Raw genomic sequence first — 12877 nt, forward strand, 5'->3', positions numbered from 1 at the left:
CGGTGGGTGTTCCGACTTGTGGTGGTGTTCTCGAGCCAGTGCAGGCCCCGGGCTTCGGCCCGGGGCCTGGTTTCTTTTCACCCTGAGGCGTTGCGCTACATGTTCTTTGCGGCCGCGGCGAACTCGTCCTGCTCCCCCGGGCCGTCGATCCCCTCCAGCGCGTGCTCGTCGCCGTGCCAGGCCCGCCAGAGCGCCGCGTAGTGGCCGCCGAGCGCGATGAGCTCGTCGTGGTCGCCGAGTTCGGCGACGCGGCCGTCCTCGACCACCGCGATGCGGTCGGCGTCGTGGGCGGTGTGGAGCCGGTGGGCGATCGCGATCACCGTGCGGCCCTCCAGGACCGCGCCCAGCGCGCGCTCGGTGTCGCGGGCGGCGCGCGGGTCGAGCATCGCCGTCGCCTCGTCCAGGATCACCACGTCGGGGTCGGCCAGGATGATGCGCGCGAGCGCGATCTGCTGGGCGCTCGCGGCGTCGAGCTCGCGGTGCTTGCCGCCCAGGGGCGTGTCGAGGCCCTCGGGCAGGTCGAAGGCCCAGTCGGCGCCGACGGCCGCCAGCGCCTCGCGGAGGGCCTCGTCGGAGGCGTCGGCCTTGGCGAGGACCAGGTTGTCGCGCAGGGAGGCGGTGAAGACGTGGTGCTCCTGGGTGACCAGGGTGACGCGTCTGCGGCGCTCGTCCAGCGGCAGCGCGGCGACGTCGACGCCGCCGATCGCGGCGCGGCCCTCGCGGGGCACGTCGGAGCCGGAGATGAGGCGCGCCAGGGTGGACTTGCCCGCGCCGGAGGGGCCGACCACGGCGAGGCGCTGGCCGGCGGGGACGCTGAGGGTGACGCCGTGGAGGACGTCGCGCGGGCTGCTCGGGTAGGCGTAGCGGACGCCGTGGAGGTCCACGGTGCCGTCGGCGGGCCGCTCGGCGGTCGCGTCCGCCTCGGCGTCCTCGGCCTCGGCGACGCCTTCGATGCGGGACATGGCCGCGAAGCCGCGCTGGACCTTCTCGACCCACATCAGGAGGTGGTCGATGGGGAACAGGATCTGGCGGGTGAGGACGGCGCAGGAGGCGACGGTGCCGAGGGAGATCGCGCCCTCGAAGTAGAAGGCGCCGCCGACGATGAGGACCGCGGCGGTGGGCATGGCGTAGGAGCCGTCCAGGAACGGGAAGAAGACGCTGCGCAGGAACAGGGTGTAGCGGGCGGCCCTCCAGTGGCGGTCGACCGTCGCGTCCCCGGCGGCGTCGCGCTGGGCGCCGAGCCGGTACGCCTCGGTGGTGCGGGCGCCGTCGGCGGAGGCGCCGATGGTGTCGCCGATGACCGACTCGGCCTCGCGCTCGGCGAGGTAGCCGCGGCGGGCGCGCTTGAGGTACCAGCGGGTGCCGATGTAGAGCGGCGGGACGATCACCAGCATGCACAGGCCCAGGAGCGGGCTGGCCCAGAGCATCGCGGCGAGGAACACGACGACCTTGAGGAGGGACACGGTGACCTGCGGGAGGCCGTCGCGGAACAGGACCCCGGCCTCGGGGACGTCGGCCGAGGAACGGGTCATGAGGTCGCCGGAGCCGGCCTGCTCGACGACGGGCATCGGCAGGCGCAGCGCCCGTTCGACGAACTCGACGCGCATCCGCGCCGAGAGCCGTTCGCCGAGCCGGTGGGACACGAACGTGCCGGCCCAGGTGAAGACGACGACGGCGATGATCGAGGCGACCAGGCCGAGGGCGAGGGTGTCGATCGGCGTGCCGGCGGCGAGCCGGTCGAGCATGTCGCCCAAGAGGATCGGCGCGACGGCGGCGGCGACCGCGGCGACCAGGTGCAGGCCCACGGCGGTGGCCGCGCGGCGCTTCTCGGTGGCGAGGAGCCGAAGGAAGGCGCGGCGCACGGCCGGCGTGTCGGCCACCGGCAGCAGGCCGCTCGCGCGGGTCGGGACTGGGGTGCTCACGCTGCCTCCCGGGTGACGAGTGTGCGGTAGTCGGGGTGGTCGGCGACCAGCTCGTGGTGGCTGCCGGAGGCGATGACCTTGCCGCCGTGGACGAACGCGACGCGGTCGGCGCGGCCGAGCCACAGCGGCGAGGTGGTGGCGATCGCGGTGGCGCGGCCGGTGCGGGCCTCGGCCAGGCGGTCGACGATGCGGGCCTCGGTGTGCGAGTCGACCGCGGAGGTCGGTTCGCGCAGCAGGAGCGCCTCGGGGTCGGCGGCGATCGCGCGGGCCAGGCGCAGGCGCTGGCGCTGGCCGCCCGAGAGGGTGCGGGCCTGGTTGTCGAGCACGGCGTCGAGGCCGTCGGGCAGGGCTTCGACGACGTCGGCGGCGGAGGCGGCCTCCACCGCGGCGGCGACCCGGCCCTGCCCGTCCCGGGCGGCGACGGCGGCGGCGACGGTCCCGGCGAACAGGAACGCGTCGTGGTCGGCGACGAGGACGCGGCGGCGCAGCTCGTCGCGGTCCATCCGGGCGACGGGCACCTCGCCGAAGCGGGCCTCGGACCCGGTGTAGCCGCCGAGGCGGTCGAAGACGGCCGCGACCTGCTCGGAGTCGGCGGAGGCGACGGCGAGGAGCTCGCCGCCCGCGACCGTGAGGCCGGACTCGGGGTCGTGCAGCTCGGCGCCTTCGCGCGGGCCGGGCAGGACCTCCTCGGGCGCCTCGCGTTCGGGGACGGCGAGCAGTTCGCAGACCTTCCCGGCGGCGACGCGGCCCTCGATGATGCGGTAGGTGCAGCCGATGAGCCAGTGGACGGGCAGCATGAGCGCGCTGGTGTAGCCGAACGCGGCGACCATCTGCCCGGCGGTGAGGTCGCCGGAGGCGACCTGGGAGGCGGAGATCCAGATGACGACGCCCAGGAGGATCGCGGGGGTGCCCTCGCCGAGGGCGTTGAGCCAGGCGGTGGGCCCGGCGACCTTGAAACCGGCCTTGCGCAGCGCCTCGGAGTCGTCGCGGTAGGAGGCGTTGAAGCGGGCCTCGCCGCCGATGCCGCGCAGGACGCGCAGGCCGGAGACGATGTCGGAGGCGCGGTCGGTGATGTCGCCGACGCGTTCGCGGTAGCGCTCCTGGCTGTTCTGGAGCCGGGAGAGGACCGGTCCGGTGATGACGCCGACGGCGAACACCCCGATGAAGATGGTCAGGCCCAGGGCGACCGAGGTGTTGAACAGGAGGATGCCGACGGCGACGAGGCCCAGGAGGCACCCGGCGGTGGGCGAGAGGGAGTCGACGGCCCAGGCGATGCGGTTGATGTCGGTGGCGCCGACGCTGACGACCTGGCCGGTGGTGACCTTCCGCCGCAGCTCGTCGCCGAGGCGGTTGACCTTGCGGCTGACGAGCTGGAGGGTCCGGTAGGAGGCGTCCATGCGCCAGTACACGGTGAGCCGGTGCGACCAGACGATCATCGCGGCCGAGGCGCCGCCGGCGGCGACCATCCCGAGCGACCAGCCGACGAGCGCTCCCCAGTCGCGCTGGCCCAGGCCCTGGTCGACGGCGCCGGTCAGGAAGAACGGGAGGATCGGCAGGCCGCCGAGGGCGATGCCGGAGGTGAGGAGCGCCGCGGTCATGAGGCCCTTGCGGCGCGAGGCGACCCAGTAGAGGTAGCGCCAGGGGTTCGTCGGAGGATACGACCGCCGGCCCCTCGATCCGTCGGGTCTGAGGGGGTCTGCCATGGGCAGTTGGGGAGCGCGGAGGAACCTCACTAGCCGAGCGTAAAGGGAGGGTCCGACAACCGGCAATCCGTTAAACCGTGACGCGCCTCGCCCGGCGCAGGGCCGACAATCCGGTACGAATCATTGCAATGCCGCTGCGTGGTTGCGAGACTGGTTGCATGAGAACCGAACTCGCGCCGCTGTTCGCGGTGTCCGGCGCCCCGGGCGCCGGGAAGTCCGCAGTGTTCAGAGAGCTGGTCGGGGCCGCCGAGGGCATGGTGGTGGTCGACATCGACGAGCTGCTCGAGGAGGGGCGGCTCCTGGGCGTGCTCATCGCCGCGCCCGAGGCGGAGCCCGTCTGGCCCGCGTACCGGCGCATGTGGCGCCGGATCACCGACATGCCGCGCCGGGCGGGGCACCCGGTGCTGTTCCTCAGCCCCGACACCCCGAGCGACGTCGACGGGGCCGACGCGCACCTGCTGCTCGACTGCGCCGACGAGGCCCGGGCCGGGCGCCTCCAGTCGCGGGGCTGGAACCTGGACCAGATCTCGCTGGCCCTGGAGGACGCGCAGCTGTACCGGGCGCAGTTCGAGGCGGTCGTGTACACCGACGACGCCCCGCCCGCGGTGGTCGCCGGGCGGGTGCTGGAGTGGGCGAAGTCGTTCGCGGCCTGAGGGTCCGGCCCGCGCGGGTGCGGGCCCGCGCGGGCCGGGGCTTCAGGCGAGGGACTGGAGCTGGCCGATGGCGAACACCGCGGTGGCGTCCCCGCGCATGACCTTGCCCGGCCAGTCGGGGTCGGCGATGAGGCTGCGGCCCACGGCGATCAGGTCGAACTCGTCGTTCTCCATGCGGTCGAGGAGCTTGTCGATGCCGGTGGCGCCCGGCTTGAACGACATGCCCTGGGGGCCCGTGAACTCCCGGTCGAGGCCGACCGAGCCGACGGAGATCACGGGCTTGCCGGTGAGCTTCTTGGTCCAGCCCGCGAGGTTGAGGTCGCTGCCGTCGAACTCGGGGAGCCAGTAGCGGCGGGTGGAGGCGTGGAAGGCGTCGACGCCCGCGTCCGCGAGGGGCGCCAGGAGCTGCTCGAGCCGCTCGGGGGTGTCCGCCAGGCGGGCGTCGTAGGCGCCGCCCTTCCACTGCGAGAAGCGGAAGAGGACCGGGAATTCCGGCGAGACGGCGGCGCGGACGGCCGCGGCGACCTCGGCGGCGAAGCGGGTGCGGGAGCGGAGGTCGCCGCCGTAGGCGTCGGTGCGGTGGTTGGTCCCGGCCCAGAGGAACTCGTCGACGAGGTAGCCGTGGGCGCCGTGGATCTCGACGCCGTCGAAGCCGACGCGCTCCGCGTCGGCGGCGCTCGCGGCGAAGGCGGCGACCACGGCGTCGATGTCCGCCTGCGTCATGGCGCGGCCCTTGGGGGCGCCCGCCAGGTCGATGCCGGAGGGGCTGAGCACGTCGGCGTCGGGGACCGGGCCGGTCCAGGGGTCGCGCGTGGCGCCCACGTGCCACAGCTGCGCGGCGATCCGGCCGCCCGCCGCGTGCACGGCGTCGACCGCGCGCTTCCAGCCGGCGAGCTGCTCCTCGCCGTGGAGGCGCGGGACCTTCCTGCTCGCCCAGGTGCTCTCGTGGCCGATGTAGGCGCCCTCGGTGACGATGAGGCCGACGCCGCCCGCGGCCCGGCGGGCGTAGTAGGCGGCGACGTCCTCGCCGGGAATGCCTCCGGGCGAGAACTCCCTGGTCATGGGCGCCATGACGACGCGGTTGCGGAGTTCGAGGCCGTTGATCGCGTACGGGCGGGCGAGCAGTCGCTCGGCCCGCTTCCCGGTGGTCGTGCGGCTGTCGGTCACAGGTCGGCTCCTTGTGTACGTTGTATATGCCAGATACAACGTACACTGAAAGATACCGCGTCCACCACTGCTACGGTGTGACCACATCCGGGGAGGTGAAGGCGATGGCGGGCAAGGCGACCGAGGAGGCCACGCTCTGGGAGCGGCTCGAACGCCCCGCACGCGCGCCCCGCCAGCGCCTCAGCGGGCGGATCATCGCCGCGAAGGCCGTCGCGATCGCCGACGAGCAGGGCCTGTGCGCGGTCACCATGCGGAGCCTCGCGACGGCCCTCGAGGTCGCCCCGATGGCGGCCTACCGGTTCGTGGGCGGCAAGGACGACCTCTTTGCGCTCATGGTCAACGAGGTGTACGCCGAACTCGCGCTCCCCGAAGGGGAGTGGCGCGTGGTCCTGCGGGCCTTCGCCGAGCGGACCAGGGCGCTGATGCACCGCCACCGCTGGCTGGCCGAGCTCCCCCCGCACGCCGCCATGGCCCCGACCCCGAACCGGGTCCTGGCCGTCGACCGGGCGCTCGCCGCGCTCGACGGCCTCGGCCTGACGGTCGACGCGATGGCGGCGGCGGTGCGCGCCGTCGGGGCCTACGTCCACGGCGCGGCCGGCGAGGAGGTCGCGCTCGGGCAGGTCGTGGAGCAGTGCGGCCTGCGGGGCCGCGACGAGGTCCGCGAGGCGCTCGCCCCGCAGATGCGCTGGCTGCTCGGCACCGGGCGCTTCCCGGTCTACGAGCGCTACATCTACGAGGCCGGGTGCGCCGAGGACCCGCAGGAGGTCTTCGAGGCCGGGCTCGGACTCGTCCTCGACGGCATCGCCGCCCGCGTCGCCGCCGCGGGGGCGTGACCCGCGCCGCGCCTTCGTAGACTGCGTCGATGGAGATCATCGATGTCGAGCCCGGCGACCCCCGACTCACCGCCGAGCTGCTGCCGGTCCTATGCGAGCTGCGCCCGCACCTGACCGCCGAGTCCTTCGCCGAGGTGTACGACGAGGGGTACGAGCAGGGTCTGCGCTTCACCGGGGCGTACTGGCACGAGGGCGGCTGCGTCGGCGTGGCGGGCTGGCGCCTCGTGGTGAACACCCACCGGCTGCGGATGCTGTACGTCGACGACCTCGTCACCGCCGCTCGGGCGCGTTCGGCGGGGGTGGGGCGCGCGCTGCTGGCGCACCTGGAGGAGCGGGCCCGCGAACTCGGCTGCACCGCAATCGAACTCGACTCGGGCACGCACCGCCGCGACGCGCACCGGTTCTACATGCGCGAGCGGATGACCATCATGGGCTTCCACTTCGACAAGGCGCTCGACTAGGGGACGTAGGCGCGCCCGACGGCCGTTGCCGGGCCCCGCGGCCCGCTCGCCGCGTTGCCGGCGCTCCAGACGCGGCGCCGGTCCGAGGGGCCCCTCAGCCGGCGCCGTGCCAGGTGTTCCACAGCTGGGCGTAGGATCCGCCGGCGCGCAGGAGGTCGTCGTGGCCGCCCAGTTCGGCGAGGCTCCCCGCCTCGACGACGGCGATGCGGTCGGCGTCGTGGGCGGTGTGGAGGCGGTGGGCGATACCGATCACGGTGCGGCCCTTGAGGACCGCTGCGAGCGCTCGTTCGGTGTCCCTGGCGGCCCGGGGGTCGAGCATGGCCGTGGCCTCGTCGAGGATCACCACGTGGGGGTCGGCGAGGACGATCCGGGCGAGCGCGACCTGCTGGGCGGCGGCCGGGTCGAGCTCCTTCGCGGTGCCGCCGAGTTCGGCGTCGAGGTCGTCGGCCCAGGCCGCGCCGACGGCGGCCAGGGCGGCGGCGAGCTCGGCGTCGGTCGCGCCGGGCTTGGCGAGGGTCAGGTTGTCGCGCAGGGTCGCGGTGAAGACGTGGTGCTCCTGGGTCACGAGGGTGACGTGGCGGCGGCGCTCGTCCAGCGGCAGGAGCGCGACGTCGACGCCGCCGATGAGGACCTGGCCGCGCTGCGGGGCGTCGACGCCGGAGACGAGGCGGGCGATCGTGGACTTCCCGGCGCCGCTGGGGCCGACCACGGCCAGCCGCTCCCCCGCCGGGATCACCAGGTCGACGCCGTGGAGGACCTCGGGACCGGTCGGGTAGGCGAAGTGGACGCCGCGCAGTTCCACGGTCCCGTCCGCGGGGGTCGCGGCGGCGTCGGCCGGTTCGCCGGCGTCGGCCGCGGCCACGCCTTCGACGCGGGCGAACGACACGAAGCCGCGCTGGAGCCGCTCGACCATCATGAGCATGAAGTTGAGCGGGGTCATGACCTGGCGGGAGAGGACCGCGCAGGAGGCGACCTCGCCCAGGGTCGCGGCGCCGTCGAAGTAGAGCGCGCCGCCGATGACGAGCACGGCGGCGGCGGGGAGCACATAGGAGCTCTCGAGGGTCAGGAAGTAGATGCTGCGCAGGTAGAGCGTGTAGCGGTTGGCGCTCCAGTGCGCGGCGATCGCCTCGTCGCCGATGGTGTTGCGGGCCTGGGCGAGCCGGTGGAGCTCGGCGGTCCGGGCGCCGTCGGCGGTCGCCGAGAGCGCCTCGCCGGAGCGGGACTCGGTGCGGGCCTGGCGCAGGTACCCGGCGCGGGCGCGCCGGAGGTACCAGCGGGCGCCGAGGGCGATGAGCGGGACCGCCAGGAGCATGCAGAGCGCGAGGAGGGCGTTGACCCAGACCATCGCGGCGACGTAGACCAGCGCGGTCAGGACCGCCACGGCCGCTCGGGGCAGCACGTCGCGGATGAGGTTCCCGGACTCGGGGACGTCCACGGAGGTGCGGGTCATGAGGTCGCCGGAGCCGGCCTGCTCGGCGGTGTGGAGCGGCAGGCGCAGGCAGCGTTCGACGAAGCGCTCCCGCAGCCGGGCGGAGAGGCGTTCGCCGACGCGGTTGGCGGTGTAGGCGGCGGCCCAGGTGAGGGCGACGGCGGCGGCGATCGCGGCGGCCATGCCCGCGGCGAGCAGGTCGACGTCCCCGGCGCCTTCGCCCGCGGCGAGCGCGTCGATCATGCGTCCCATGAGGAGCGGCGCGGCGGTCGAGGCGCCCGCGGCGGCCACGCGCAGGGCGACCGCGACGCCGACGCGCGAGCGCTCGGACCGGAGCAGGTCGGCGAAGGCGCGGCGGACCTGTTCGGGCTCGGCGACGGGCAGTTCGGCGGTGCCGTGTTCGGCGGTCATGAGGGTTCCCGATCGGCCAGGGCCCGGCGGCAGAGCCGGGAGGGGGAGGGACCGCGGCGGAGACGGCCGGGTTCAGGGGCGATTGGCGGCGTGATCATGGGCGCTTCCGATCCGTTGCGGGCCGGGGGGCGGCGGGTGCGCTGCGGGCGGTCGCGGCGGCACTGCGTTCGGCGGCGGTCATGAGAGCTCCCTGTCGACCAGCGCCCGGTAGTCGGGCCTGGCGGCGGTGAGTGCGGCGTGGGTGCCGGTGGCGACGACCTTGCCGTCCTGGAGGAACGCGACGGCGTCGGCGCGGCCGAGCCACAGCGGCGAGGCGCTGGCGACGGCGGTGGTGCGCCGGCCCCTCGCGGCCGTGAGGCGCTCGGCGATCCTGGCCTCGGTGTGGGAGTCGACGGCGGAGGTGGGCTCGCGCAGGAGCAGGACCTCGGTGTCGGCGGCGAGGGCCCGGGCCAGGCGGAGCCGCTGGCGCTGGCCGCCGGAGAGGGTGCGGGCCTGGTTGTCGAGCACGGTCGCGAGGCCGTCGGGGAGGGCGTCGACGATGTCGTCGGCCGCGGCGGCGGTGACGGCGGCGCGGACCCGGTCGTGCCCGTCGCGGGCGGCCACGAGCGCTTCGAGGGTGCCCGCGAACAGGTAGGCGTCGTGGTCGGCGGGGAGGACGCGGCGGCGCAGCTCGTCGGGGTCGATGCGGGCGACGGGGACGGCGCCGAAGGTCGCCTCGGAGGGCTCCAGGCCGGCGAGGCGGTCGAAGACGGCCGCGGCGCTCTCGGCGTCGGCGGCGACGGCGGTGAGGCCGGGGGCGAGGGTGAGCCCGGACTCGGGGTCGTGGAGTTCGGCGCCCGCTTCGGGGCCGGGCAGCGGGTCGCGCGGGGTCTCGCGTTCGGGGAGGGCGAGGAGTTCGCAGACCTTGCCGCAGGCGACGCGGCCCTGGATGAGGGTCATGGCGGTGCCCATGAGCCAGCGCACGGGCAGGAGCAGGGCGGCCGTGTAGCCGAAGGCGGCGACCATCTGGCCCACGGTGATGTCGCCCGAGGCGACGAGGCGGGCCGACATCCACACCACCGCGCCGAGGAGGATCGCCGGGGCGCCTTCGGAGACGGCGTCGATCCAGGCGCCGGGGGCGGCGAGGCCGAAGCCGGAGCGCTTGAGGCGCTGGGAGTCGCGGCGGTAGGCGGCGTTGAAGCGGTCCTCGCCGCCGACGCCGCGCAGGACGCGCAGGCCCGCGACGATGTCGGTGGCGCGGCCGGTGATGGCGCCGACGTCCTCGCGGTAGGCGCGGTAGCGGGCCTGGAGGCGGCGCAGGAGCGGCCCGGTCATCGCGGCGACGGCGACGACGCCGAGGAGGACGGTGAGGCCGAGGGCCGCGGACATCTCGAACAGGAGCACCGCGACGGCGATGATCCCGGCCCCGCAGCCCATCGTGGGCGCGAGCGACTCGACGGCGCGGCCGATGCCGTTGACGTCGGTGATGCCGACGCTGACGACCGCGCCGGTGGTGGTGCGGCGCCGCAGGGACGCGCCGAGGCGGCCGGTCTTGCGGGTCGCGAGCTGGAGGACGCGGTACTCGGCGTCCTGGCGCCACCAGACGGTGAGGCGGTGGTGGACCACGATGCTCACGGCCGCCACGGAACCGGCCGCGGCGAGGGCGCCGGCCCAGGCGGCCAGGGCGCCCCAGTCGCGGGCCGCGATCCCGTCGTCCACGGCGCCGGTGAGGAAGATCGGCATGACCGGGACGAGGCCGAGGGAGAAGACCGCGGAGACCAGGACCGCGGCGGCGTGCGCCTTGCGGCGGGTGGCGAGCCACCGGAAGAGGGCCCAGGGGGTCGCGGGCGGGTCGCCGGGGTCGGCGACGGGGAGGTCGGGTGCGCGGAGGAGGGGCACCGGGCAACGGTAGCCAGGCGAGGATCGCCTCGGCAAGCGGTTAACAACATTCGTCCAGTATGTCCGGTCGGCGCCAGGGGAGGCCGGGTCGCCGAAGCGGGCCGCAGCGGCGCCGGGGCGGCCGGTCAGAGGCGGAGGCGGCTGAGCCAGCTCCGGCCGGCTTGCGGGGCCCGCTGGCCGCGGCGGGCGCCGACGAGGTCGACCACGGTGTCCACCAGCGTCTCCGGGCTGTTCGTCGCGGTGGCGGCGCGCGGGTGCGAGACGGCGCCCGGGTGGTCGGAGAAGAAGACCGCGGGGGTGGGGACGCCCGCGGCGATCATGCGGTCGAGGAGCCGGACCCCGGCCGTGTCGCCGCCGGGCTCGCGCTCGCGGCGCATGTCGGTGATGACGAGGTCGTAGGACCGGTCCCCCAGGGCGCGCACGGCCGCGTCGGTGGAGTCGACGGCGTCCACGGTGATCCCGGCGGTGCGGAGCAGGCGGATGAGCGGCTCGTTCCACTCCTGGTGGTCGTCGACCCACAGGATCGCGCCGCCCTGGAGGAGGTCGGCGGAGAGGGCGAGCCGGGTGGCGGCGCGCAGGCCGCGCCGGGTCTCGGCCGAGGGCGGCTGCTGGTAGGCGGAGGGCATCGCGTACGGCGGCAGCGGCACCGCTGCGGCGTAACCGGTCCGGTCGGCGGGCGGCGGCGGGGCGTGGCCGCCGCCGGGACGGGGGCGCTGGTAGGGCGGGGGCGGCACCTGGCGGGGCGCGGTCACGGGGGCGGGGGGCTCGCCGTTCGCGTCGTCGGAGGGCCGGTCGGCGGGCGGGGTGGGGAGCGACTTCGGGTCGGGAGCGGGATCGGACGGAGAGCCCTGCCTCGCATCAGGATCGGGCGTGTCGCCCCAGGCGTCGTCTTCCTCGCGGAGCCACGTCTCCTGGAACTCCTCGCCGCCGGACCCGTCGGCGGGCGGCGTGGCCGTCGGCGTCGAGCCCGGGCGGGCGTCGGGACCGTTCCTGGGGCGCCGCTTCGCCTCCCGGTCGGGCGTGCCGCCCCAGGGCCGGGCCTCGCGCGGCCACACCTTCCCGGGGGCCGCGGCGCCGGACCCGTCGCCGGTCGGCGCCGCACCGGCCGGGTCCGACTGGGACGGGAGCGGGGCGAACGGCGGCCAGGGCGTCTCGTGGACCGGGCCGCGCACGGCGGCCTGCTCGATGGCCTGCTGGGCGAGTTCGACGGTGACCCAAGGGGTCTCGACGCGCGTCATGCGCGGGGCCTGCTGGGAGAAGATGCGCTTGGCGACCGCCAGCGCGATGAAGCCGAAGCCGATCCACAGGAACGCCGGGAGCACCTTGATCAACTCGATCCAGATGGCTTCGCTCATCGAAGGCTCCAAAGAGGGGGTACCGGGTCGGGCGACTCCACCATAAACGGCCATCGCCACCGATCCGGTACCCCCTTGCCGCTCAATCGGTGAGCGCCTCGTACAGGGCGATCCAGCGGTCGGGCGGGACCAGGCCGACCGGCTGGTCGCGCGCGATGCCCGCCTCGGCGCACGCCCTGGACGCGGCCCGGGCGGGCACGGCACGCCGCAGCGAGGCCCAGAGCGAGCCGCCCACGCCCGAGAAGCCCAGCTCGACCAGGTCCCGGTAGTCGGGCAGGTCCGCCTCGGGCAGCAGGGGTTTCTGGCGCCGCCTGACGTGGATCACCGCGGCGTCCACGGCGGGCACGGGGCGGAACAGGCGGCGGCCGATCCGCATCCCGAGCTCGAGGCGGTGCTCGGGCCAGGCGGTCACCGCGAGCCTGCTCCAGCGGCCGTAGTCGCCGGTGTGCTTGCGCGCGAACTCGAGCTGGGTGACGAGCGCGGCCGAGACGAGGTGCCCCGCGTCCAGGCACCAGCGGACGATGTCGGTGGTGATGCCGAAGGGCGCGTTGGCGACCACGTGGAAGGGCTCGCGGGGCGGGCGCACGTCCCGGAAGTCGGCCTCGTGGCAGCGGAAGCGCTCGTGGTGCCCCAGGCGCGAGCGCAGGCGCTCGACGAAGTGGCGGTCCCTCTCGTAGGCGACGACGCGGCGGGCGCGGTCGAGCAGCGGCCGGGTGACCGCGCCGTCGCCGGGGCCGACCTCGACGACGAGGTCGTCGGGGCCCACGCCGGAGGAGGCGACGAGGCGGCGGGCCACGGCCGGGTCGGCGAGGAAGTTCTGGGACAGGGTCTTGCGGGTCGACGCGGTCCGGGCCTGCCGGGCGCGCGGGAACTGGCTGCGGGACATGGGAGTCCTCCATGCGGAGTGGTCGAATCAGGAACGTCGATTCGCCTAGGTCCCGGAAGGCACCGCAAAGGAACGGCCGTGGGCCGTGGAAGAGGCGCTGCGAGGGCCTAGGCCGTCGCGCGCAGCCTGATGTGGCACGGGCCGAACGCGACGCACACGCTCAGCCCAGGACTCCCGTA

At 75.1% G+C, this 12877-nt stretch carries 10 protein-coding genes; 3 read left to right on the top strand and 7 right to left on the bottom strand.

Annotation, left to right across the window (positions count from 1 at the left end):
* Positions 1-95: 95 nt before the first annotated feature.
* Together LO763_RS20560 and LO763_RS20565 are read right to left on the bottom strand one after the other, a co-directional pair.
* Positions 96-1922 (bottom strand): ABC transporter ATP-binding protein, encoded by a 1827-nt coding sequence (locus LO763_RS20560; protein WP_230788159.1) that lies wholly within the window; start codon positions 1920-1922, stop codon positions 96-98.
* A complete protein-coding gene (locus tag LO763_RS20565; RefSeq protein ID WP_230788162.1) occupies positions 1919-3625 on the bottom strand; it encodes an ABC transporter transmembrane domain-containing protein in 1707 nt (568 codons plus the stop codon). The genes LO763_RS20560 and LO763_RS20565 overlap by 4 nt, the downstream gene beginning before the upstream one ends.
* 158 nt (positions 3626-3783) lie before the next feature.
* Between LO763_RS20565 and LO763_RS20570 the strand changes: the two genes are divergently transcribed.
* Complete coding sequence (locus tag LO763_RS20570) at positions 3784-4278, top strand: AAA family ATPase (protein ID WP_230788165.1); 495 nt, start codon at positions 3784-3786, stop codon at positions 4276-4278.
* Positions 4279-4320: 42 nt separating this feature from the next.
* On the opposite strand, the gene LO763_RS20575 is transcribed toward LO763_RS20570, so the two are convergent.
* Positions 4321-5445 (bottom strand): oxidoreductase, encoded by a 1125-nt coding sequence (locus tag LO763_RS20575; protein ID WP_230788168.1) that lies wholly within the window; start codon positions 5443-5445, stop codon positions 4321-4323.
* A gap of 104 nt (positions 5446-5549) precedes the next feature.
* Here LO763_RS20575 and LO763_RS20580 point away from each other — a divergent pair, with 104 nt between their 5' ends.
* Positions 5550-6278, top strand: coding sequence for a TetR/AcrR family transcriptional regulator C-terminal domain-containing protein (locus tag LO763_RS20580; RefSeq protein WP_230788171.1), 729 nt, complete (start codon positions 5550-5552; stop codon positions 6276-6278).
* A gap of 29 nt (positions 6279-6307) precedes the next feature.
* Positions 6308-6739 (top strand): GNAT family N-acetyltransferase, encoded by a 432-nt coding sequence (locus tag LO763_RS20585; protein ID WP_230788174.1) that lies wholly within the window; start codon positions 6308-6310, stop codon positions 6737-6739.
* Between the two features lie 94 nt (positions 6740-6833).
* Here the strand turns inward: LO763_RS20585 and LO763_RS20590 are convergent, their stop codons facing one another.
* The 4 genes from LO763_RS20590 to erm all read right to left on the bottom strand — a co-directional run bounded on the left by LO763_RS20590 (position 6834) and on the right by erm (position 12698).
* Positions 6834-8579, bottom strand: coding sequence for an ABC transporter ATP-binding protein (locus LO763_RS20590; protein ID WP_230788177.1), 1746 nt, complete (start codon positions 8577-8579; stop codon positions 6834-6836).
* A 177-nt stretch (positions 8580-8756) separates the two neighbouring features.
* Complete coding sequence (locus LO763_RS20595; RefSeq protein WP_230788180.1) at positions 8757-10457, bottom strand: ABC transporter transmembrane domain-containing protein; 1701 nt, start codon at positions 10455-10457, stop codon at positions 8757-8759.
* 125 nt (positions 10458-10582) lie between these two features.
* Entirely contained in the window at positions 10583-11812 is a 1230-nt protein-coding gene (locus tag LO763_RS20600; RefSeq protein WP_230788183.1) for a response regulator, read from the bottom strand.
* Positions 11813-11894: 82 nt separating this feature from the next.
* Positions 11895-12698, bottom strand: coding sequence for a 23S ribosomal RNA methyltransferase Erm (gene erm, locus LO763_RS20605; protein ID WP_230788185.1), 804 nt, complete (start codon positions 12696-12698; stop codon positions 11895-11897).
* Between the last annotated feature and the right edge of the window lie 179 nt (positions 12699-12877).

The sequence above is a fragment of the Glycomyces amatae genome (assembly GCF_020991375.1).
GTDB lineage: Bacteria > Actinomycetota > Actinomycetes > Mycobacteriales > Micromonosporaceae > Glycomyces > Glycomyces amatae.